The sequence below is a fragment of the Bradyrhizobium sp. OAE829 genome, assembly GCF_040546575.1.
Classification (GTDB): domain Bacteria; phylum Pseudomonadota; class Alphaproteobacteria; order Rhizobiales; family Xanthobacteraceae; genus Bradyrhizobium.
The window spans coordinates 5,674,078-5,695,372 of the sequence record NZ_JBEPOE010000001.1 but is presented as its reverse complement, the minus strand read 5'-3'; the positions used below and the strand labels follow the sequence as shown (position 1 = coordinate 5,695,372).

20 protein-coding genes are annotated in these 21,295 nt (G+C 62.5%); 13 read left to right on the top strand and 7 right to left on the bottom strand.

The window, feature by feature from the left end; translation table 11 throughout:
- Positions 1 to 62: 62 nt before the first annotated feature.
- The 4 genes from ABIE49_RS27295 (at position 63) to ABIE49_RS27280 (ending at position 2,946) form a co-directional block, all read left to right on the top strand.
- Entirely contained in the window at positions 63 to 1,025 is a 963-nt protein-coding gene (locus ABIE49_RS27295; protein ID WP_502916005.1) for an ABC transporter substrate-binding protein, read from the top strand.
- A 1-nt stretch (position 1,026) separates the two neighbouring features.
- Positions 1,027 to 1,764, top strand: coding sequence for an ABC transporter permease (locus tag ABIE49_RS27290; RefSeq protein ID WP_192736675.1), 738 nt, complete (start codon positions 1,027 to 1,029; stop codon positions 1,762 to 1,764).
- Entirely contained in the window at positions 1,754 to 2,482 is a 729-nt protein-coding gene (locus ABIE49_RS27285; RefSeq protein ID WP_192736676.1) for an ABC transporter ATP-binding protein, read from the top strand. The genes ABIE49_RS27290 and ABIE49_RS27285 overlap by 11 nt, the downstream gene beginning before the upstream one ends.
- 113 nt (positions 2,483 to 2,595) lie before the next feature.
- On the top strand, positions 2,596 to 2,946 hold the full coding sequence (locus ABIE49_RS27280; RefSeq protein WP_192736677.1) for a hypothetical protein: 351 nt from the start codon (positions 2,596 to 2,598) through the stop codon (positions 2,944 to 2,946).
- A gap of 27 nt (positions 2,947 to 2,973) precedes the next feature.
- Here ABIE49_RS27280 and ABIE49_RS27275 read toward each other — a convergent pair whose 3' ends face one another.
- From ABIE49_RS27275 to pqqA, 3 genes are all read right to left on the bottom strand, one after another.
- Positions 2,974 to 3,210 (bottom strand): hypothetical protein, encoded by a 237-nt coding sequence (locus ABIE49_RS27275; RefSeq protein ID WP_192736678.1) that lies wholly within the window; start codon positions 3,208 to 3,210, stop codon positions 2,974 to 2,976.
- A gap of 123 nt (positions 3,211 to 3,333) precedes the next feature.
- On the bottom strand, positions 3,334 to 4,200 hold the full coding sequence (locus tag ABIE49_RS27270) for a DUF6662 family protein (protein ID WP_192736679.1): 867 nt from the start codon (positions 4,198 to 4,200) through the stop codon (positions 3,334 to 3,336).
- 381 nt (positions 4,201 to 4,581) lie between these two features.
- Positions 4,582 to 4,662 carry a pyrroloquinoline quinone precursor peptide PqqA gene (gene pqqA / locus ABIE49_RS27265; RefSeq protein ID WP_192736930.1) on the bottom strand — a complete coding sequence of 27 codons (81 nt, stop codon included), beginning with the start codon at positions 4,660 to 4,662 and terminating at the stop codon, positions 4,582 to 4,584.
- 339 nt (positions 4,663 to 5,001) lie between these two features.
- On the opposite strand from pqqA, the gene ABIE49_RS27260 reads away from it, so the two are divergent.
- The 3 genes from ABIE49_RS27260 to ABIE49_RS27250 are packed head-to-tail and all read left to right on the top strand — an operon-like array spanning position 5,002 to position 7,017.
- The gene (locus ABIE49_RS27260) at positions 5,002 to 5,772 is read left to right on the top strand and encodes a MotA/TolQ/ExbB proton channel family protein (RefSeq protein ID WP_192736680.1); all 771 of its coding nucleotides are present in this window, start codon (positions 5,002 to 5,004) and stop codon (positions 5,770 to 5,772) included.
- Positions 5,769 to 6,401: a hypothetical protein gene (locus ABIE49_RS27255; protein WP_192736681.1), complete on the top strand. Its 633-nt coding sequence runs from the start codon at positions 5,769 to 5,771 to the stop codon at positions 6,399 to 6,401. The genes ABIE49_RS27260 and ABIE49_RS27255 overlap by 4 nt, the downstream gene beginning before the upstream one ends.
- Positions 6,394 to 7,017, top strand: a complete 624-nt coding sequence (locus tag ABIE49_RS27250; protein WP_192736682.1) for a hypothetical protein — start codon at positions 6,394 to 6,396, stop codon at positions 7,015 to 7,017. Before ABIE49_RS27255 ends, ABIE49_RS27250 begins: the two co-directional genes overlap by 8 nt.
- A 93-nt stretch (positions 7,018 to 7,110) precedes the next feature.
- Here the strand turns inward: ABIE49_RS27250 and ABIE49_RS27245 are convergent, their stop codons facing one another.
- Complete coding sequence (locus ABIE49_RS27245) at positions 7,111 to 7,440, bottom strand: hypothetical protein (RefSeq protein WP_192736683.1); 330 nt, start codon at positions 7,438 to 7,440, stop codon at positions 7,111 to 7,113.
- A gap of 159 nt (positions 7,441 to 7,599) precedes the next feature.
- Between ABIE49_RS27245 and ABIE49_RS27240 the strand changes: the two genes are divergently transcribed.
- On the top strand, positions 7,600 to 7,854 hold the full coding sequence (locus tag ABIE49_RS27240; protein WP_192736684.1) for a hypothetical protein: 255 nt from the start codon (positions 7,600 to 7,602) through the stop codon (positions 7,852 to 7,854).
- Between the two features lie 8 nt (positions 7,855 to 7,862).
- On the opposite strand, the gene ABIE49_RS27235 is transcribed toward ABIE49_RS27240, so the two are convergent.
- Together ABIE49_RS27235 and ABIE49_RS27230 are read right to left on the bottom strand one after the other, a co-directional pair.
- Positions 7,863 to 8,291 carry a hypothetical protein gene (locus ABIE49_RS27235; RefSeq protein WP_354066993.1) on the bottom strand — a complete coding sequence of 143 codons (429 nt, stop codon included), beginning with the start codon at positions 8,289 to 8,291 and terminating at the stop codon, positions 7,863 to 7,865.
- Positions 8,292 to 8,417: 126 nt separating this feature from the next.
- A complete protein-coding gene (locus tag ABIE49_RS27230; RefSeq protein ID WP_192736685.1) occupies positions 8,418 to 9,386 on the bottom strand; it encodes a helix-turn-helix domain-containing protein in 969 nt (322 codons plus the stop codon).
- Positions 9,387 to 9,799: 413 nt separating this feature from the next.
- Here ABIE49_RS27230 and xoxF5 point away from each other — a divergent pair, with 413 nt between their 5' ends.
- From xoxF5 to ABIE49_RS27205, 5 genes are all read left to right on the top strand, one after another.
- A complete protein-coding gene (xoxF5, locus tag ABIE49_RS27225) occupies positions 9,800 to 11,605 on the top strand; it encodes a lanthanide-dependent methanol dehydrogenase XoxF5 (RefSeq protein WP_192736686.1) in 1,806 nt (601 codons plus the stop codon).
- A 107-nt stretch (positions 11,606 to 11,712) separates the two neighbouring features.
- Positions 11,713 to 12,201: a c-type cytochrome, methanol metabolism-related gene (locus ABIE49_RS27220; RefSeq protein ID WP_192736932.1), complete on the top strand. Its 489-nt coding sequence runs from the start codon at positions 11,713 to 11,715 to the stop codon at positions 12,199 to 12,201.
- Positions 12,202 to 12,268: 67 nt separating this feature from the next.
- Complete coding sequence (locus tag ABIE49_RS27215; RefSeq protein WP_192736687.1) at positions 12,269 to 13,378, top strand: S-(hydroxymethyl)glutathione dehydrogenase/class III alcohol dehydrogenase; 1,110 nt, start codon at positions 12,269 to 12,271, stop codon at positions 13,376 to 13,378.
- 35 nt (positions 13,379 to 13,413) lie between these two features.
- Entirely contained in the window at positions 13,414 to 13,983 is a 570-nt protein-coding gene (gene gfa / locus ABIE49_RS27210) for an S-(hydroxymethyl)glutathione synthase (protein ID WP_192736688.1), read from the top strand.
- Between the two features lie 444 nt (positions 13,984 to 14,427).
- A complete protein-coding gene (locus tag ABIE49_RS27205; RefSeq protein WP_192736689.1) occupies positions 14,428 to 19,263 on the top strand; it encodes an NAD-glutamate dehydrogenase in 4,836 nt (1,611 codons plus the stop codon).
- Positions 19,264 to 19,398: 135 nt separating this feature from the next.
- Here the strand turns inward: ABIE49_RS27205 and ABIE49_RS27200 are convergent, their stop codons facing one another.
- Complete coding sequence (locus ABIE49_RS27200; RefSeq protein WP_192736690.1) at positions 19,399 to 21,285, bottom strand: ABC transporter ATP-binding protein; 1,887 nt, start codon at positions 21,283 to 21,285, stop codon at positions 19,399 to 19,401.
- Positions 21,286 to 21,295: the final 10 nt, after the last annotated feature.

The following is a 21,295-nucleotide window of genomic DNA, read 5'->3' as shown; positions in this document are numbered from 1 at the left end:
CTATGACAGTCCTCAAGAAAAGATGCGCGCGGAAACGGCTCACCATGACAATTTGCATTCGCATGCTGCTGGCTGCGGTTATTTTGGCCTTTGCGCAGGTCGGTACATGCTACAGCGCCGAGACCGTGCGGGTTGCGGTGCAAAAAACCGGAACATTCGCCTGGGAACTTGCCGTGATCCGCGCCCATGGTCTCGACAAACAGGCCAATCTCTCGGTGGGGGTTGTCGAGCTTGCGAGCCCCGAGGCGGGCAAGATCGCGCTCCGTGCTGGCAACGCCGACATCATCGTCTCCGACTGGCTGTGGGTATCGCGCGAACGTACCCTTGGCGCCAAGCTGACATTCTATCCCTATTCGAGCGCGCTCGGCGCCGTCATGGTACCGGCCGCGTCGCCGATCCAGACATTGGCTGATCTGAAGGGCCGCAAGCTCGCCGTTGCCGGCGGCCCGATCGACAAGAACTGGCTGCTGTTGCAAGCGTGGCTGAAACAGGGCGGCATCGATTTGAAGTCGGAGGCGACCATCGCTTACGGCGCGCCGCCGCTGCTGACGGCAAAGACGCTCAGCGGGGAAATGGATGCCACCATAAACTACTGGAATTTCTGCGCCGTGCTGGAAGCGAAAGGCTTCCGCCGCGTCGCCGGCGTTGAGGATCTGCTGCCGAAGCTTGGCGCCACCGGCCGCACCGCGATGATCGGCTACGTCTTCGACGAAGCATGGGCGAACGCCAACCAGGACATAGTGGCCCGCTTTATCGCCATGACCCGCATGGCGAAAGAGATCCTGTCGACCTCGGATGCCGAGTGGGAGAAAATTGCGCCGCTGACCGGTGCCCCCGATGCCGCGACGCTCCGCGTCTATCGCGATCGCTATCGGGAGGGAATTCCACGCCGCCCGATCGCCGACGAGGAAGCCGACGCGCGCATCCTCTACCGCGTGCTGGCTGGGATCGGTGGCCGCGAACTCGTCGGGGCGGCGCCCGAACTCGCTTCCGGCACCTTCTATCACGCCATCCCGGGAGACTGAGGTGCCGCGTCTGTTTTCATTCGCCGTGTTTTTCGCAACCTGGTGGATCGCCTCGCTGCTCGCCGGTGATGCGAAGCTGCCGCCTCCGCCCACCGTGCTCGCGGCCATGCTTGCGGAAGCGAAGTCGGGCGCCTTGTTCTTCAATCTCGGCGTAACATTGGCGCGCGTGGCGCTCGCCTTCACCCTGGCGATGACGCTGGGTGCCGCCATCGGCTACCTGATGGGCCGGGTACGGCTGGCCGATCGGCTGGGCGACCCCTGGCTGATCCTGCTGCTCAATCTGCCGGCGCTCGTGGTCATCGTGCTCGCCTACATCTGGGCCGGATTGACCGAAGTCGCTGCCATTGCGGCCATTGCCATCAACAAGCTGCCGACCGCCGTCGTTACGCTGCGTGAGGGGGCGCGGGCACTCGACGCGGCGCTCGACGAAATGGCGACAGTATTTGCGTTGCCGCGCTCAAGGACGTTCCGGCACGTCATATTGCCGCAACTGGCGCCCTATATCGCAGCCGCTGCGCGATCGGGACTTTCCCTGGTCTGGAAGATCGTCCTTGTTGCGGAGTTGCTTGGACGCCCGAACGGCGTTGGCTTCGAGATTGGCGTGGCGTTCCAGTTGTTCGACATCCCGCTTTTGCTCGCGTATTCACTGAGCTTCGCGGCTGTCGTGCTCGTCATCGAAACCGTGTTGGTGCAGCCATTTGAGGCCCGGCTATCCCGGTGGCGCCCCCGTGCGGCTTGAGGTCGATATCGCCAGCAAGAAGTTCAGGAACGCGGCGGGCGAACAGCACGACGTGATCGCCGGCGTGGCCTTTGCGCTCGATGCAGGAGAGGTTGGCGTGTTCGTTGGCCCATCCGGCTGCGGCAAGAGCACCATGTTGAGGATTCTCGCCGGCCTCGACCACGATTTTCAAGGGCGCGTCGTGCGTCCCGCCGGCGCACGGATCGGCGTCGTGTTCCAGGAACCGCGGCTGCTGCCATGGCGATCGGTCGAAGAAAACGTGCGGCTTGTCGCACCTCTGGCCGACGAGGCGAAGCTTTCAGCGCTGTTCGAAATTCTGGAATTGGGCGCACATCGCAAGCATTTTCCCGGCGAATTATCGCTCGGCCTTGCCCGGCGCGTCGCGCTCGCCCGCGCATTCGCCATCGAGCCGGATTTCCTTATTCTCGATGAACCGCTGGCCTCGCTCGATGACGCCCTCGCCGTCCGTCTGCGCGATCAGATTGCCATGCTGGTCGACGGCCGTTCGGTGATGACGCTGCTGGTTACCCATGACGTGGACGATGCGGCCCGTCTCGGCGACCGCCTGTTCCTGCTGTCGCCGCGGCCGGCTCGGGTTATTGCCGAGCTGCCCATCCGCACGCCCCGTCGCGCGCGGGGCGACGCCGAGATCGCGGCGATCAAGTCAGACATCATGCGGCGGATCAACGGCGGTCTCACCGAGCGGGATGCCTCATAGGTGCTTGATCTCATTCAGCGAGATTGAAGGCACCAAAAAATTCGAGACGACGAAAAACCGAAACGTCTGATAAGATAGGAAGCGCTTGAGGTTTGCCGCGGGAGGATCTGGTGATGCGATGGATACTGGCCTTGGTCGTGCTGTTGTCGGCGGGCGCCGGCGAACTCGCCGCGCAGAGCAAGGGCAAGGGCATCCGGCTCTGGAACCTGACCACCTCGACGATATCGGGTTTCCAGCTGTCGCCAGTCGGGAAGGACGCCTGGGGACCTAACCTGACCCTGAACGACAAGGACAAGGAGGTCGACCACGACGAACGCCTTCGCATCACGGGCGTGGAGCCGGGACAATACGATGCCAAGGTAAGTTATCCCGACGCGCGGCAGTGCCTTGTGAGGGGCATCGAAATCAAGGCGGATGCCGTATTTTCGATTGCCGACAAGGATTTAAAGGACTGCAACAAGTAGCCCCAGCGGCAGCCTGACAGGATGGCTTCAGCCTGCGGGCGTCACTTCGCCCTTGTCCGCCCGGTCGTTGTGGTGCGGATACTCGCAACGCCACTTGACCGCGGTCCATTTCGGATGCTCGCCGACCCATTGCGCGATATAGGGCTGCGCAGCCATGACGCATTGCCGCGGGGAAACATCCGAGGAAAACACCAGGTGCCTCTCCTCGCAGGTGGCCGGCGACAGCACGGCACACACTGTCAGTACCAGATCGATCGCATTCATGCCTGAGATCCAAAGCTAGTGCGTTGAATAGATAACACAAACAGCTACGTAGCAGGCAGCGAAAAGTTTCACCACACCGCGAAAATCCGGTACCCGGCGCGACCTCGTGTCAGCCGCGCAGGCTCAAAAGTTAACGCCGAAAATCAGCCGTGCGTGATGGCGTTCGAAGTTGACGAGATCGAGCGCCGCATTCGATCCGGCCGGACGTCCCCATGCCTGAATGCTCCAGGCCGCGGTCAATCGTGAGCGCGGCGACAACTGAAAATAGGCCGTGGGCCCGACGAACAGCGCCTGGCCTTCGAATTCCTGCAACCCGATCCCTTCATATTGCCTGAGGTAGCGGGCTTCAGCGCCGAGAAAGACGCCCGGACGTGTTTGCACCATCAAGGCAAGCGCGGCGCCGATGGTCGATTCCTGCTCTGCGGCTCCGGTGCCGACAACGCGCGTCCATTCCGGCTGGTAGATCAGATTGACCGCAGCGACGGCGACGTTCGGAATTATTTCGCGGTCGAACGCCAGCGTTAGTCCCGCCCCGTAGCTTCGCACCGCCGCTGCCGTAGTCTCGTCAATGCGGCTGCCGTGGCTTTCTACCGCGACGGTAAAGCCAAATGGGGCCGCGTCCCGATCGAGAAACCGGTAGCGCAGGTCCACCGACACGCCTTCCCACGACAACTGGCGCCGATCCTCCAGACCTGGAACGCCGCGGATGTAATGGGACGCAAAGCTGGTTCCCAACTCCACCCGAACATTTTTGGCAGGCACGAATTCCAATTCGAATTCCTGACCGATCGTGCGGTACTTTCCGCCATTCTTGGAAAATCGTCCGGTGGTCTCGCTCTGCAGCTCGCGCTCGCCGACACTGCCGATATCCGTGCCGATCATGAAGCCGAACAGATGCTCGGTATCAATGCCCTCCGCGCGAACAGCACCCGGAAGCAGCATGGAGAGACAGACGAATAGCGCCCGGCAGGTGTTCGAACGAATTGGCATCCACGAGCCACAGGAATGAAAACGACGGGAATGAACGAGGCGTCACTGCCGACACCCTAGCATGGCGCAGATGGCGGCGGCCAAGGAATCGGAGGGCGTATTCCCGGAATTCCGGCTATCGCAGCCAGTGGCGGCGCGAGGGCGCCAATGAGGGAAAATGGAATTGCAAAGCTCCTGCTGCAAGAAGCCTGACGGCTTCGAGACTTTCGACACGAGCCGATCAATGCAAGGGGAGTTGGGCGCTGCGTGATTTCGCGAGGCGATGTTCTGAAATACTGAGCCGGACCAAATCTCGCGCCGGACTAAATCTTGAACCGGACGCCTGCCGCGGCTCGAAGCAGCAGAGTGCAGCCAGAGCCGGGCAGAACGTTTCGATGCAGTCTATTTGCGCGATGCGCAGGCGTACATGTTGATTTCCATGCCCACCGACACTTCGACGATTTTCGGAGTCTTCCAAGTCATTCGGGGTCCTCCCAACTAATTTGGCGCGACGTTCACGCCGGAGCAGAACCTAGGGCGGCCCCGGACGCAGCGCAAGTACGGAACATCGACGGCACAACGATGGAGTGCCGCACCTGGCCGCCAATATTTCTCTCTCGGACAAAGTCACTTCGCTCCTAGGCAAATACGGAACACCGGATCGGCGCGCGACATCAGTGCAATAGCGCACGGGCCGTGAAAGACTTTGTGCCAACGGAACCTTGAATCGCCATTTGACGAATTCGGTTTGCCTGCCCATGCGACATGTGGAAGGTTGGCGTTCTCTTGGGTCGAGGTTCTTGGGTGGATCGAGGTGTCCGGATGCCAACGGCGAGTGGCGATCTTGATTCTTTTGGTGACCGCGGGCCTCTGTTGAGATGGCTGGTCTTCACCGGGCTGTGGATTTTTGCGTTCTTTCTGTTGTGGCGCTTCGGCCTCGTTCGGCAGATGATCGCTGGCGATCGCACCTATCTCTCGCCGATCATCGCTCTGCTCTATGTTGCGACGTCGCTACACTGCCTGTGGCGTACGATCGTGATCGCACGCGAGGGCGATGCGGCGCGCCGCACTGGCGCGTTGATCGCGTCTGGATCGGGTCGCCTTGATCTTGACCGCGACTCCGTCGTCGTCGAGGGCGCCGGCCAGCTTCCAACCGGTCTGGTCGCGGCTCACATTCGCGACCTTGCCGTCAAGGCACGCCTGCAGGGATCCCGCAAGCTCGATCAGACGCTGCTGCTGCGCGGGCTGGCCAGCCGGCTACGCGGCTCCAACCAGTTCGGCGCCTTCGCCAGCGACACGCTGATGAAGCTGGGCCTGCTCGGTACGATCATCGGATTCATCATGATGCTGGCGCCAATTGCGGGACTTGATCCCAGCGACCGCAGCACGGTCAGGTCTTCGATGAATCTGATGAGCGACGGCATGGCGGTCGCCATGTACACGACGCTCGCCGGTCTCGTCGGTTCCATCCTCGTCAGGATCCAGTACTACATGCTCGACGACGCGACCGCGAAGTTGTTTGCCTTCGCCGTCGGGCTGACGGAAGTCCGCGTGGTTTCGATCCTGGAGAACAGGCCTGAGGCAGCGGAATGATCGACGAATATGACCTCATGCCGCAGGAGGAGCCGTTCGATCCGTTCGCGGTCATGCTGTTCAAGGCGTTGCAGGTCCTCGCCTTCCTGTTCTTCGTCGCGTTGCTGGCCATCGCGCCCGAGGCAAAGGATGGCAAGATCGACAGCAAGGCGGAATTCCTGGTGACGATGGCCTGGCCCGATCAGCATCCTGATGACTTCGACATGTTCGTTCAGGACCCGCTTGGCAATATGGTCTGGTATCGGCGGCGCGAGGCCGGATTCATGCTGCTCGACCGCGACGATCGCGGTGGCGCCAACGATTTCATTCTGGTCAACGGCCGCAAGGTGCTGTCGCCGATCCGCCAGGAGACGGCCAGCATCCGCGGCATCGTCGCCGGCGAATACATCGTGAATATCTACCATTTTATCGCGATGGGCCGCGAACCCGTGCCGGTCTCGGTCAAGGTCGAGAAGCTCAATCCGACGGTTCAGGTGGTCCATTACGCCAAGATGATGATGCAAAACGCGGGCACCGAACGCACTGCCGTCCGCTTCTCGATCGACGCCGGCGGCGGCATCGTCGATGTCAACCATCAGGAGAAGTCGCTGTTGCAGACGCTGCGCAGCCGAATGAGCAAAAGTGGCTGACCCCATGGAACTGCAGAAGGAAATCCTGGGTCTATCGATTGCCTACGCGCTGCTGGCGGCGTTGTTGCTGATCTTTGTGCTGCGCGCCCGCGTATCCTGGCAGCTCAAGGCAGCGGCCGTGCTTGTCACCAGCGTCTACTACTGCGTGGCGTTCTTCCGCATCGAAGGCCTGGCCGGCTGGTCGGCGCCCGCGCCGCTGCCGTCGCAGTTCCAATTGTTGTGGGCGCGGGTCGTCGAGCCGAACCCGCTCGATCGCGATCCCGGCGCGGTGCACATCTGGGTCGAGGAACTCGATGCCGCCAATCTTCCGAGCGGTCAGCCGCGGGCCCATCGCTTGCCCTATTCCGCGGCACTCGCACATAAGGTGACCGCGGCGCGCGACGAGATCATGAAAGGCCATCCGCAGGGCGGGCGCGCGGCCGATTACGGATCCGGCAATGGACAACCCGCGCCTGAGGGACCCTCCGATGTCTCGACGCTGCGTCCGACGGCTGCGCCGGGCGGCGATCCGATGAGCGGCGGTCCGCTCGATCTATCGTTCCTGACCGGTGAAGCCGGCAACATCGAATTCGCGCCGCTACCCGCTCCGATTCTTCCACCCAAGGACGGGCCCTGAAGCTGATCGACGCGGCGGCGCCGAACACCTCTGTTCTGTCGCGGCTAGCCGCGGCCGATCATGATCGGCGGTCCCGGCTTAATTACAGCTGGCCTAATCGCAAGCCTTTTCGGCCATTTGCTGATCAGACTTGGCGCCTTGGGCCTGCTGCGCCGCCGTCGGCTGACCTTGCATCTGCTTTTGCGTATCCTGCGAAGACGCTGCAACGTCGCTGGCTGCACGATTCATCGTGCTGGTTGGCGCGTGTTCCTTGGCATCGGAAGCCATGCCGGTGGTCTGGCCGGTGCCAACCGATGCAGGTCCGGAACCCGCGTCCTTCAGATTTGCGGCGCGACCGGTGGTGTCGCAGGGGGCGGCCATTGCGCTGCCGATGCTCAAAACAGCGATCGAGCAAGCCGCGAGAATGAGTCGTTTCGTGTTCATCTGATCCTCCTTGGAGCTGCCGTGCGCCCCGGCACGTCAGGACGGAGGAGCAACCGGTTCGGACGCCACGGGTTCCGGGTGGCGGGTCGAATCTCGCTGTTGTTTAATCGGGCGCACCTCATGTTCCGATCAGTGACTTCAATTTGCGAGGCTAATCACATGCGACCATTGATCTGCGGAACGCTCGGAGCCCTCCTCGCGATTTGCCTCGCGCCAGCGGCCGAGGCCCAGGACAACTCGCAACTCGAGCAACCGGCACCTGCCTCGGCAAACCCGCCTGCAACGCTGACCGGCAAGGAGCGGCTCGGCAGGAAATGGATGGACGAGCAGCGGATCGACAATTGCAACGTGCCGATCGACAAGCGTGGGTCCCAGATGCGGCCGAGCATCTGCCCGCATGTTCCGATGGGCTGATCAAGCGCTCATACGCCGCCGGGCTGGACGTAACAGAACACGTGACCGTTGCGGTTCATGAAAACGACGCCGTGCCCCGTCGGGTTCGACTGGTCCCATTTGAGCTTGTAGTGCGGGATTTCGATTTCCGTTCCGTTCTTGACGTGGGGCCGGCCGAGCGGTTCATCCGGCCGGTCATCGGTAATGCGCACGTAGGTCTTGCCATCCCGGACGTGGATTTCATCAGCCCAGTAGGCGTCAGCCTCGCCGCAGCATGATGCGCCGGGAGCGTCGGGCTGCATCAGCGATTGGTACCACTGCCGGATCGCAGTATCCGCGTTTTCCCATTGACCAAGGTCGCGCGCGCCGAGCCCTGTAACGGAACAACCGAAAATTCCGAGAAAAAGGATGATTCGCTTCATCCGTCCCGCTCCTGTGTTCTCCGGCGGGATGATCAAAGCAATGTTCGTGCCGCCCAAACCGGTATGGAACCGGGCCAGGCAAGGCTCCGACTGGGCGACGAGCCGCTGCGCTATCGGAGCTTCGATCTACGGATCGGGTTCAGATCAGGAGAGTTGAGAAACTCAGGAAGCGTCCGGAGCCGGGCTGCTGTGCTGCGCCTTCTGGATCGAAGACGGAACAATGCCGAAATACCTGCGGAAGACCCGGCTGAAATGGGACGAACTCGAAAAGCCCCATGAGAATGCGACATCCGTGACGGTCTTGCCGCCGTGCGTCTCCAGTTCGTGGCGGCAGTTCTGCAACCGTGCCTGCCAAATATAGTCGCTGACGGTCATGCCCCGGTCGCTGAACAGCATGTGCAGATAACGCTTGGTGCAGCCCAGTGCGGCGGAAATCTGATCGATGCACAGATCAGGATCGCGCAGATGTTCGCGGATGAAGGCCTGAGCGCGAATATACATCGCCTCGGGGCCGCCGCGATCGAAACTCGCGTCCGCCTCGCGCAGCGGCAACAGCAACAGATCGATCAGCGAATCGGCGACGACGACCGCGTTGTTCGGCGACAGTCTGGCGGCCTGGTCAAATGCGGCATGAACGAAGTCATAGGCAATGCGGCCGGTGCCTGTGCGCGCCGAGAGCTTGCACGCCGACATCCGCGCCGTATGGAAGCCGCGCTCCTGCAGCAGCGCCTTCGGCACGATGACCACTTCGTGCCGCGTCAGCGCCGGACTTACGATCGTGTGCGGACAGGATACATCGTAGGCAAGACAATCGCCGGGCATCAGATCGATGCGACGGCCCTCCTGCTCGAAATAGGAAACGCCATGCGTCTGAAACAATATCTTGACGTAGGGATGCTCGCTGGCTTTTGAACGAGACACGGTGTGCGCGATGCGGTGCTGGCTGACCTCGATCTGACAGAGCTTCAGCTTTGAGACCGTCGTGTAGTTGACACGCGCTTCGAGCGACGAAGCTTTCAACGGATCTATGTCAAATTGGCCGCAAAGATCCGTCAGTGCATCAGACCAGCACTGTATCTGCTTCTTCGGCGACAATCCCGAAGTGGTAAGCGAGTGGAGCGTATCAACCATTTCCAGCCACCGATTCGAGAAACGTAACTGTTGCCGCGGGAGACTCGGTCACGGTGAAGTTTGATTTACCTCAATTTAGAACGGTCGTTGTTGCCTAAGCAACGTATGTCCCGGCATCCACTTGACAATCCTCCGACTTAGTTTCTGCGCCGTCAAGGGGAAGGTTCGCCTCGACCGTGCGACATCCGTCGTAGTGCGCCGCACAGCGGCGGCCCAAACCGCTGCCTTATGTGTGGCAACGCCCACAGCGATTTCGGGAGAAAACAGAAAGTTCGCCGAGGTTCGCTTTGGAGCAAATGCCCTTCCCTCTTGGGCAAGTTTCCCATTCCCGAACGGGATAAAGATACGGGACAAAATCGAAAAAGTGGGCCGCCACCTCGGCGGTACCTGGGCTTCATCAGTGGGAGGACGCAATGCGCAGACTGCTATTTGCAACTTGTCTTGGTTCCATGGCGGCGTTCGCCGTGGGCAGCGCCGTAGCCAACGAGGAATTGATCAAAATGTCGCAGAACCCGAAGGATTGGGTGATGCCGGCAGGCGACTACGCCAATACACGCTACTCGAAACTGAACCAGATCACGGCAGCCAATGTCGGCAAGCTCCAGGTCGCCTGGACCTTCTCGACCGGCGTGCTGCGTGGCCACGAAGGCGGACCGCTCATCATCGGGAACATGATGTACGTCCACACCCCGTTCCCAAACAAGGTCTATGCCCTTGACCTATCCAAGGACCAACAGATCGTCTGGAAGTACGAGCCGAAGCAGGATCCGAACGTCATTCCGGTGATGTGCTGCGACACCGTAAACCGTGGCGTAGCCTACGGCGACGGCAAGATCTTCCTGCACCAGGCCGACACCACGCTGGTCGCTCTCGACGCCAAGACCGGCAAACTTGAGTGGTCGGTGAAGAACGGCGATCCTGGCAAGGGCGCAACCGGCACTTCCGCACCGCTCGTCATCAAGGACAAGGTCCTGGTTGGCATCTCCGGCGGCGAGTTCGGCGTGCAGTGTCACGTCACCGCCTACGACCTCAAGTCAGGCAAGCAGGTATGGCGGGCCTTCTCCGAAGGGCCGGACGATCAGATCCTGGTCGACCCCGACAAGACCACCGATCTCGGCAAGCCGATCGGCAAAGATTCCAGCATCAAGACCTGGCAAGGCGATCAGTGGAAGATCGGCGGCGGCTGCACATGGGGCTGGCTGTCCTATGACCCCGCGCTCAACATGGTCTACTATGGGTCGGGAAATCCGTCGACCTGGAACCCGAAGCAGCGCCCGGGCGACAACAAGTGGTCGATGACCATTTTTGCCCGCAATGCCGACACCGGAATGGCCCGCTGGGTCTACCAGATGACGCCCCATGACGAATGGGACTATGACGGCGTCAACGAAATGATCCTGAGCGATCAGCAGGTCAACGGCACCGAACGCAAGCTTCTCACCCATTTCGACCGCAACGGGCTCGCCTATACGCTCGACCGCGTCAACGGTGAGTTGCTGGTGGCCGAGAAGTACGATCCGAAGGTCAACTGGACCACCGGCGTCGACATGAACAAGAGCTCGCCGACCTACGGCCGTCCCAAGGTCGTCAGTCAATATTCGACCGAACAGACCGGCGAGGACAAGAATACCAAGGGCATCTGCCCGGCCGCGCTCGGCACCAAGGACGAGCAGCCGGCAGCCTACTCGCCGGACACCCAGCTGTTCTATGTGCCGACCAACCACGTCTGCATGGACTATGAGCCGTTCAAGGTGAGCTACACCGCAGGCCAGCCCTATGTCGGGGCGACGCTCTCGATGTACCCACCCCCCGGCGAATCCCACATGGGCAACTTCATTGCCTGGGACAACAAGACCGGCAAGATCGTGTGGTCGAACAAGGAGCAGTTCTCGGTGTGGTCCGGTGCGCTCGCCACCGCCGGCGGCGTGGTGTTCTACGGAACGCTCGAAGGTTACCTCAAGGCGGTCGATGCCAAGACGGGCAAGGAACTCTACAAGTTCAGGACCCCGTCCGGCATCATCGGCAACGTCACGACCTATGAGCAGGGCGGCCGGCAGTATGTCGCAATTCTGTCCGGCGTCGGTGGCTGGGCGGGCATCGGCCTTGCGGCCGGTCTGACCGATCCGACCGCTGGTCTCGGCGCGGTCGGCGGCTACGCTGCGCTGAGCAACTACACGGCGCTCGGCGGATCGCTGACCGTCTTCGCCCTGCCGCAGTGAGTTGAACCGCTACGTTCCGGCGCATGGACTACTCCATGCGCCGGAGCACTTCCCAACGAATCCCGAAGGACAAGCTCTTGCGTACAATCTGGTTTGTGGGCGCTGCGATGATCGTCGCGGTATCTGGCGGAATTACCCTCGCTGCAGACGCGGTCGATCCGACTGCCGTCAAGTCCGAGGACGGAAAGTACTTCGACAAGGAAGGCACCCCGACCTACAAGGTCGCCCCTGACGGCACGGTGGATTGGTACACCTACTCCGGATATCGCCGCTATCACTCGGAATGCCATGTCTGCCACGGCCCCGACGGGATGGGATCGACCTACGCCCCTGCCCTCACCGATTCGGTCAAGACCATGAGCTACGGAGACTTCGTCGGCGTTGTCGCGAGCGGCCGCAAGAACGTGAGTTCGTCGCAGGAGAACGTGATGCCGGCGCTCGGCGATAATCCGAACGTGGCCTGCTACATGGACGACCTCTACATCTATCTGCGCGCCCGCGCCAATGACGCGGTCGGGCGCGTGCGTCCTGCCAAGAAGGAAGACAAGCCTGACGCCTACACCGAGGCGGAGAATTCTTGTATGGGCAGGAAGTGATCATCCGGAGTGAGCGCGGGGGACAGGTGTCCTTGCAGCGCCCTCAAGACGAAAAGTGGAGTTGAGAATGAAGACGCGCGCTGCTGTGGCTTTCGAAGCAAAAAAGCCGCTCGAAATCGTCGAGGTCGACCTCGAGGGGCCGAAGGCTGGTGAGGTCCTTGTCGAGATAAAGGCGACCGGGATTTGCCACACCGACGCCTATACGCTTGACGGTTTCGACAGCGAAGGAATCTTTCCTTCGATCCTCGGCCATGAGGGCGCCGGCATCGTTCGCGAGGTCGGCGCGGGCGTCACGTCACTGAAGCCGGGCGACCATGTGATCCCGCTTTACACACCCGAATGCCGCCAGTGCAAAAGCTGTCTGAGCGGCAAGACCAATCTCTGCACCTCGATACGCGCCACGCAGGGCAAGGGCGTGATGCCCGACGGCACGTCGCGGTTCAGCTACAAGGGCAAGCCCGTCTTCCACTACATGGGCTGCTCGACGTTCTCGAACTTTACCGTGCTGCCGGAAATTGCGCTGGCGAAGATCCGCGAAGACGCCCCGTTCGACAAGAGCTGCTACATCGGTTGCGGCGTGACGACCGGGGTCGGCGCGGTGGTCAACACCGCCAAGGTCACACCGGGCGCCAACGTAGTGGTGTTCGGACTTGGCGGAATCGGACTCAACGTGATTCAGGGCGCCAAAATGGTCGGCGCCGACAAGATCATCGGGGTCGACATCAACGACAGCAAGGAAGCATGGGGCCGCCGATTCGGCATGACCCATTTCGTCAACCCGACCAAGGTCGGCGGCGACATCGTTGCGCATTTGGTCACGCTCACCGACGGCGGCGCCGACTACACCTTCGACTGCACCGGCAACACGACAGTGATGCGCCAGGCGCTCGAGGCGTGCCACCGCGGCTGGGGCGTCTCTGTCGTGATCGGGGTGGCGGAATCCGGCAAGGAAATCGCGACCCGGCCGTTCCAGCTGGTGACCGGCCGGGTGTGGAAAGGCACTGCATTCGGCGGCGCGCGCGGCCGTACCGATGTCCCGAAGATCGTTGACTGGTACATGAACGGAAAGATCGAGATCGACCCGATGATCACCCACGTCCTCACGCTGGAGGAGATCAACAAGGGCTTCGATCTGATGCACGAGGGCAAGTCGATCCGTTCGGTCGTCGTTTTCTAAAGTCAAAGAACGTCAAACATAAGGAGGATAGGCCCATGACTGTTCACATCCACCCATCGGTCGACAGCGGCGTCAAGAAAGGGTCGGGCAGCTTTGCCGGCGGCACCCTTGTCTGCAAATGCGCGGACAAGGCGGTCAAGGTCGGCATCAAGGGTGATGTCGCCCACAACCACGCCTGCGGCTGCACCAAATGCTGGAAGCCCGCCGGGGCAACCTTCTCGGTGGTCGCGGTCGTGCCACGCGAAAACGTGTCGGTGCTGGAAAACGGCGACAAGCTGCAAATTGTCGATGCGTCGGCGGCGATCCAACGCCACGCCTGCAAGGCCTGCGGCACGCATATGTACGGCCGGATCGAGAACAAGGGACATCCGTTCTACGGCCTCGACTTCATCCACCCCGAACTATTCCAGGAAGCCGGTTCGGCGGCGCCAGGGTTTGCCGCGTTTGTATCGTCCGTGATCGAAGCCGGCGTTGCTCCGTCCGACATGTCGGGGATCAGATCCCGCCTCACAGAGCTCGGGCTCGAGCCCTATGATTGCCTGTCGCCGCCGCTGATGGATGCGATCGCAACCCACGTGGCGAAATCGAAAGCCAAAGCAGCCTGACCCTGCAATCGTCTGCGACCGCCGGTGAGCTTTACTGCCACCGGCGGAGCCGCGATCAGCCGCGCAAGATTCGGCCTCGAAGACCGTAGTTTGGCGCAGGAAATCGCAGGCTTTTGGTAACGGCGGAGCGCCCCACCCCCTGCTGCAAGAATTCCTCGTTCGTAAGCTTTACCAGCAAGGCTTGCGCAAATGCGCCGCGGCGGGTGACCTTTCCCGACCTCCGATAACCGACCTGCCAGCAAGTCAAGCCCTCTCGAAGTCGGCCGAAACGCATACTGAAGATGCATTTCCCGAGATTTGATGGCATAATCATCGAGGGCTGCTGAGGTTCCGAGACCGAGGATTGCGCGTACGCGATCAATCCTCGGCCAAAAGCGATGCGCCCAAAGAGATGCACTCCAGAATCCAGCGAACGATCGCGGCTGCGGTCAGACGGCGAGAGAAATGGAGGACCTTATGGCGTCGTGGCGTGACGACAAGGCCCGGGCGACCCTGATCCGCGAAGCCGCGGGTAACGTGCAGCCGGGCAAGGCGCCCCGATCCTTTGCCGAGCATCTGTTCGGCCATACCAATCTCGAGGACCTCGCCAACTACGATGCGGCCTCCCTGGCCTTCCTGGCGGAACAGGCCTGGGAGCATGTGCAGCAACGCACGACGGGCCGTGCCGACATCCGCGTCGTCAATCCGATGATGCCCGATGGGCGCGAGATTTCCGTGCTCGAAGTTCTCAACGACAACATGCCCTTCCTGTTCGATTCCACCATGGCGGAGCTCGCCGATCGGGGCATCGAGGTCACGCTGGTCGCCCACCCGATCATCGCCGTGGAGCGCAACGAGCAAGGCAAGCTGTTGCATTTCTACGGCGAAGCGCTGCCGGAGGGAGCAAAGGGCGAACGCGAAAGCCTGATTCATTTCCACATCGCGCGGCTGGACGCCGATGCCGACCGCCAGAAGCTGATCGAAGGCCTGACCAGGACGCTCAACGACGTGCGCGCCTGCGTCGCCGACTGGCGGGCCATGCGCGCCCGGGTCGAGCAGGCGATCATGACCTTCCGCTCCAATCCGCCGCCGCTGCCGATCGACGAGGTCGCCGAAGCCAACCAGTTCCTGCAATGGCTGTGCGCCGACAATTTCACCTTCCTGGGCTTGCGCGAATACCGATTCTCGCCCGACGCCGATGCGTCGGACGACATCAGCACGGGCGAAGGCCTCGGCATCCTGCGTGATCCCGATGTGAAGGTTCTCCGACGCGGCGCCGAAATGGTGGTCATGACGCCGGAAATCCGCGAATTCATGCGCGAGCCGACCGTCCTAATGGTGGTCAAGGCCAATGTGAACAGCCGTGTTCATCGGCGCGTCCGCATGGATTATGTCGGCATCAAACTCTATGCGCCCGACGGGCGGCTCGAGGGCGAGTTGCGCCTCGTCGGCCTGTTCACCTCGGGCGCCTATACCCGCTCGGCGCGGCAGATCCCCTATGTCCGCCACAAGGTCGAGCAGGTGTTGCAGCGCGCCGGCTTCGACCCGGCCAGTCACTCAGGCAAGGCGGTCCTGCATATCCTCGAAGACTATCCACGCGACGAGCTCTTCCAGCTCGATGCCACAACGCTCTACAATTTCGTCATGGATGTGCTGACGCTCTATGAGCGTCCCCGCGTGCGGGCGCTGGCACGGGCCGACAAGTTCGACCGTTTCGTCTCTATCCTCGTCTTCATTCCGCGCGAGAAGTATGACACCGATGTGCGCACGCGCGTCGCGGACTTCCTGGCGCAGGTCTACAAGGGGCGCGTGGCCGCCTCGTACGCTTCCTTCCCCGAAGGATCGCTCGCGCGCGTCCACTACATCATCGGCCGCTATGAGGGCAAAACGCCTGTCGTCGAGCGCGCTATGCTGGAATCCGAGATCAGCACCATCGCCGCGACCTGGGGCGACAAGCTGAAGGCGGCGCTCGCCGCCTCCACCGACGGCATGCGGGCGCGCATGCTCGCCAACCGTTACGCCCAGGCCTTCACCGGCGGCTACACCGAGGCCTTCGGCACCTCGCAGGCGATTGCCGATATCGCCACCATCGAAAAGCTCACCCCGGCGCGACCGGTGGCGATTTCGGCCCACCACATCGAGGGCGAGGACGATCCAACGCGCTTCGGTCTCAAGGTCTTCTCACTTGGCGCGCCCCTGTCGCTGTCGTACCGGGTGCCGGTGATCGAACATCACGGCCTGCGCGTCGTCAACGAGCGCACCTATCAGATCGTGCCTCGCGCCATGCCGGCGCCGGCGCCGGTATGGCTGCACGACATGACGATCGAGGCCAACGACGGCAAGCCGATCGTGATCAGCTCGGAATTCGGCCATCGCCTAGAAGCCTCGATCATGGCGGTGGTCGGCGATCGGGCCGAATCCGACGGATACAACGCCCTCATCCTGCGTACGGCCCTGAGTTGGCGTGAGGTTTCGACCATCCGCGCGCTCTCCCGCTACCTGCACCAGATCCGCGCTCCATTCAGCCAGGACTACATGTGGGAGACCTTGCGCAAGAACACCGCGATCACCGCCAGCATGGTCGCGCTGTTCCAGGCCCGCCTCGATCCGCGCCTCGCCGCCACCGACGCCGAGCGCTCGGCACGTGAGGCGACCCTCCTCACCGAGATCGAGGAGCAGCTCCAATCCGTCGCTTCGCTCGACGAAGACCGCATCCTGCGCCGCTTCACCAATCTGGTGCAGGCAGCCATCCGCACCAATCTGTGGCAGATCGGCCAGGACGGACATCCGCGTCCGGTGATCTCGTTCAAGTTCGACGCGCGCAAGATCGAGGACCTGCCGGCCCCGCGGCCGCTCTACGAGATCTTCGTCTATTCGCCGCGTGTCGAAGGTATTCATCTGCGCTTCGGCAAGGTCGCGCGCGGCGGGTTGCGCTGGTCTGACCGGCCGCAGGATTTCCGCACCGAGATCCTCGGCCTGGTCAAGGCCCAGCAGGTCAAGAACGCCGTGATCGTGCCAGTCGGCGCCAAGGGCGGCTTCGTGCCAAAACGCCTGCCGCCACCCTCCAATCGCGACGCCTTCATGGCCGAAGGCACCGAAGCCTATCGCATCTTCATTCGCTCCATGCTCGAACTCACCGACAATCTCGACGGCGACGACATCGTGTCGCCCGACTCCACCGTGCGGCATGACGGCGACGATCCTTACCTCGTCGTCGCCGCCGACAAGGGCACCGCCACCTTTTCCGACATCGCCAACGCGATCTCGACCGAGAAGAACCATTGGCTCGGCGATGCCTTCGCCTCCGGCGGCAGCCAGGGCTATGACCACAAGAAGATGGGGATCACGGCGCGCGGCGCCTGGGAGGCAGTGAAGCGCCACTTCCGCGAACTCGGCACCGACATTCAGACCATGCCGTTCACCGTCGCCGGCGTGGGCGACATGTCCGGCGATGTGTTCGGCAATGGCATGCTGCTCTCGCCGGCGACCAGGCTGGTCGCGGCTTTCGATCACCGCGACATCTTCATCGATCCCTCGCCCGACCCGGCCGTCAGCCACGCCGAACGCCTGCGCATGTTCAACCTGCCGCGCTCAAGCTGGCAGGATTACAACAAGGGGCTGATCTCGCAAGGCGGCGGCGTGTTCTCGCGCTCTCTCAAGGCCATTGCGCTCGCTCCGGAAGTGCGCACCCTGCTTGACCTCGACAAGCCGCAAGCCACGCCGTTCGAGGTGATGACGGCGATTCTGAAAGCGCGCGTCGACCTGCTCTGGTTTGGCGGCATCGGCAGCTATATCCGCGCGTCCGGGGAAAGCGACGATCAGGTCGGCGATCGCGCCAACGATCCGATCCGCGTCACCGGCGCCGATATCCGCGCCCGGGTGATCGGCGAGGGCGCCAACCTTGGCGTGACCCAGCGCGGCCGCATCGAAGCTGCGCAGAAAGGCGTCAGGCTCAACACCGACGCGATCGACAATTCGGCCGGCGTGAACACCTCCGACGTCGAGGTCAATATCAAGATCGCACTGGCGCGCCCCGAGCGCGAGGGAAGCCTCAGTGCGGCTGACCGCAACAGCCTGCTGGCCGCGATGACCGACGAGGTCGGCGCCCTGGTGCTACGCAACAATTATCTGCAGACGCTGGCGCTTTCTCTGGCCGAACGCAAGGGCTTGGCAGAGACGGGCTTCCTCGCGCGCCTGATGCAGTCGCTCGAACAGCGCGACCTTCTCAGCCGCGCCGTGGAATTCCTGCCCGACGACGCGGCGATCGCCGAACGCGCCCGGCGCGGCCAATCGCTGACCCGGCCGGAACTTGCCGTGCTGCTCGCTTACGCCAAGCTGACGCTTTACGACGATCTGCTCGCCGCCAGCGTGCCTGACGATCCGTATCTTGCCCGCGAATTGTCTCAGTACTTCCCGCGCGAGCTTGAGGACAAATTCCCCGCTGCAGTGGAACAGCATCGCCTTCGGCGGGAGATTATCGCCACCAACCTCGCCAATGCCGTCATCAATCGTGGCGGCCCGGCGTGCGTCGTGCGCCTGATCGACGAGACGGACGCCGAGGTGTCGACTATTGTGATGGCCTTCGTGGCGGTGGATGAAACCTACGGTCTGAAGCGGCTGAACGACGCGATCGATGCGCTCGACACCCGCATCGACGGGCAATTGCAGCTTACCCTCTACGCCGCGCTTCAGGATCTCCTGCTCTCCCGTATGGTCTGGTATGTGCGCAACGTCGATTTCAAGACCGGTCTGGACTCGGTCATCGCGCGCTTCGGCCCGAGCATCCGCGAGATCCTCGCCGGACTCGACAAGACCCTTCCGGAGGACATGCAGGCCGGGCGCAGCAAGCGACGGCAGGACCTGATCGATGCCGGCGTCCCAGCCGACCTCGCAGGCGAGATCGCCGATCTCGACGCCCTGGTCTCGGCACCGGATATCGTGACTGTAGCGGAGCGCACCAGCCGGACCATCGGCGACGCCGCCGCTACCTTCTTCGCTGCCGAGGCCAATTTCCGTCTCGATCGCCTTATCGCCGCGGCACGCAGCGTCCCGGCCAACGATAATTACGAACGTCTCGCCATTGATCGCGCCATTGACCAGATCGCAGCCGCCGAAAGAAGACTGGCTGCCGACATGCTGGCAACCGGCCAATGCGGCCAGGAGGCCGCCGGGAACTGGCTGGCGGCTCATCCTGAAGCGACGCGCATCCGCCGCTCGGTCGAGGAGATTGTGGCCAGCGGCCTGACGCTCGCGAAGCTGACGGTGGCGGCGAACTTGCTCGGCGATATGGTGAAGGGCTGAGCAGGCGCGCTCACACGCGATTCGGGATACCGGTCAGAGCGTTTTCCAGCGAAGTGGACACCGGTTCGCGTCAAGAAAACGCGTCAAATCAAGAATCTAGAGCCCCGTTCCGATTCCATCGGAACGGAAACGGCTCTAGCCCGACCATTCTTCGCCCCAGACCTGGACGACATGACCCGGCGTGACCTCGCGGTACTGGCGAATCGGAGGTTGGTAGTCGGGCGCGCGCACCGGACTCTTGATTTCGTCGTTGGATACACCGCGCTTCTCGGCGCGCCGCGCGGGATCGGGGATCGGTACGGCCGCCATCAGCTTCCTGGTATAGGGATGCTGCGGATTCCCGAACACCGCCGCGCGGGGTCCGATCTCGACGATTTCTCCGAGATACATGACAGCGACACGGTGGCTCATCCGCTCGACGACCGCGATGTCATGGGAAATGAACAGATAGGCAAGGCCCATGCTCGCCTGAAGATCGAGCATCAGATTGACCACCTGCGCCTTGACCGAAACGTCGAGCGCCGAGACCGCCTCGTCGGCGATGATCAACCTGGGCCCGAGCGCCAGCGCGCGGGCGATGCAGATGCGCTGGCGTTGCCCGCCGGAGAACTCGTGCGGAAAGCGCGACGCCATATCTGCCGTCAGTCCGACGCGAACCAACAGATCGGCAACCTTGTCGCGCGCTTGCGACGAGGAAGCCAGTCCATGGGCATAGAGCGGCGCGGCGACCGCCGAGCCGACCGACATGCGCGGATTGAGGCTCGCGAACGGATCCTGGAAGACGATCTGCATGCGCTTGCGCAAGGAGCGCAGGGCCCAGGCGCCCATGCCGAGGACATCCTCGCCATCGACCAGCACGGAGCCGCTGTCCGGCTCGACCAGCTTGAGGATGGATCGGCCCGTCGTCGACTTGCCGCAGCCGGACTCACCGACAAGCGCCAGTGTTTCGCCGGCGTGCACGCTGAAGGATATGTTCTCCACCGCATGGACGCGGCCCGAGACCTTGCCGAACAGGCCGGAGCGGATCGGAAACCGCGTGGTCAGGTTGGCGACGTCGAGCACCGGCCGTTCCGATGCCGCGACCGTATCGGGCGTCTCCGTCGGTTCGTCCGACGTTCCCGTCACCTTGTCGACGATCGGAAATCGCATCGGCCGCGCCCGCCCTTCCATGGAGCCGAGACGCGGCACGGCCGAGAGAAGCGCGCGGGTATAAGGATGCGAAGGCGCGGCGAAGATCCGCGCGGTGCTGTCGGCCTCGACCGCCTGGCCGTCATACATCACCACGGTGCGGTCCGCGATCTCGGCCACTACGCCCATGTCATGCGTGATGAAGAGGATCGCCATATCCTCTTCCTCCTGCAGAACCTTGAGCAATTCGAGGATCTGCGCCTGGATCGTGACGTCGAGCGCGGTGGTCGGCTCGTCGGCGATGAGCAGCTTCGGCCTGCAGGCTAGCGCCATGGCGATCATCACGCGCTGGCGCATGCCGCCGGAGAAGCGATGGGGATGTTCATGGAAGCGCGACTTCGCCGCCGGGATGCGGACCCTCTCGAGCAGGCGAACGGTCTCGGCCTCGGCCGCCGCGCGCGACATGCCCCGATGGTAGATCAGCGCTTCGGCGATCTGGAAGCCGATGGTCAGCACCGGATTGAGGCTGGTCATCGGTTCCTGGAAGATCATGGCAACTTCGTTGCCGCGCACATCCTGCATGGTCTGTTCGGGCAGCGTCAGGAGATCGCGGCCCGCGAGCTTGATGCTGCCCTCGATGCGGCCGCTCTCTTGCGGAATGAGCCGCATGATGGAGAGCGCGGTGACGCTCTTGCCCGAGCCAGATTCCCCGACAATCGCCACCGTCTCTTTCGCGGCAACGTCGAACGATACGTTCCGGACGACGGGAATCCATTGCCCATCGCGGATGAACGAGGTGGTCAGACCCGCGATCGACAGGACCGGCGAACCCGCTGCCTGGGCCGGCTTCACGCCGGTGGCGAGATGGTCAAGTCCGCTTGGGCCAATACTCATCTTGAGCTTT

What these genes read in the sequence shown, in the direction of transcription:
- ABIE49_RS27295 (WP_502916005.1), top strand. Translation starts at nt 63, where the DNA reads ATGCTGCTGGCTGCGGTTATTTTGGCCTTTGCGCAGGTCGGTACATGC.
- ABIE49_RS27280 (WP_192736677.1), top strand. Translation starts at nt 2,596, where the DNA reads ATGCGATGGATACTGGCCTTGGTCGTGCTGTTGTCGGCGGGCGCCGGC.
- ABIE49_RS27275 (WP_192736678.1), bottom strand. Translation starts at nt 3,210, where the DNA reads ATGAATGCGATCGATCTGGTACTGACAGTGTGTGCCGTGCTGTCGCCG.
- ABIE49_RS27270 (WP_192736679.1), bottom strand. Translation starts at nt 4,200, where the DNA reads ATGCCAATTCGTTCGAACACCTGCCGGGCGCTATTCGTCTGTCTCTCC.
- pqqA (WP_192736930.1), bottom strand. Translation starts at nt 4,662, where the DNA reads ATGACTTGGAAGACTCCGAAAATCGTCGAAGTGTCGGTGGGCATGGAA.
- ABIE49_RS27260 (WP_192736680.1), top strand. Translation starts at nt 5,002, where the DNA reads ATGCCAACGGCGAGTGGCGATCTTGATTCTTTTGGTGACCGCGGGCCT.
- ABIE49_RS27255 (WP_192736681.1), top strand. Translation starts at nt 5,769, where the DNA reads ATGATCGACGAATATGACCTCATGCCGCAGGAGGAGCCGTTCGATCCG.
- ABIE49_RS27245 (WP_192736683.1), bottom strand. Translation starts at nt 7,440, where the DNA reads ATGAACACGAAACGACTCATTCTCGCGGCTTGCTCGATCGCTGTTTTG.
- ABIE49_RS27240 (WP_192736684.1), top strand. Translation starts at nt 7,600, where the DNA reads ATGCGACCATTGATCTGCGGAACGCTCGGAGCCCTCCTCGCGATTTGC.
- ABIE49_RS27230 (WP_192736685.1), bottom strand. Translation starts at nt 9,386, where the DNA reads ATGGTTGATACGCTCCACTCGCTTACCACTTCGGGATTGTCGCCGAAG.
- xoxF5 (WP_192736686.1), top strand. Translation starts at nt 9,800, where the DNA reads ATGCGCAGACTGCTATTTGCAACTTGTCTTGGTTCCATGGCGGCGTTC.
- ABIE49_RS27220 (WP_192736932.1), top strand. Translation starts at nt 11,713, where the DNA reads ATGATCGTCGCGGTATCTGGCGGAATTACCCTCGCTGCAGACGCGGTC.
- ABIE49_RS27215 (WP_192736687.1), top strand. Translation starts at nt 12,269, where the DNA reads ATGAAGACGCGCGCTGCTGTGGCTTTCGAAGCAAAAAAGCCGCTCGAA.
- gfa (WP_192736688.1), top strand. Translation starts at nt 13,414, where the DNA reads ATGACTGTTCACATCCACCCATCGGTCGACAGCGGCGTCAAGAAAGGG.
- ABIE49_RS27205 (WP_192736689.1), top strand. Translation starts at nt 14,428, where the DNA reads ATGGAGGACCTTATGGCGTCGTGGCGTGACGACAAGGCCCGGGCGACC.
- ABIE49_RS27200 (WP_192736690.1), bottom strand. Translation starts at nt 21,285, where the DNA reads ATGAGTATTGGCCCAAGCGGACTTGACCATCTCGCCACCGGCGTGAAG.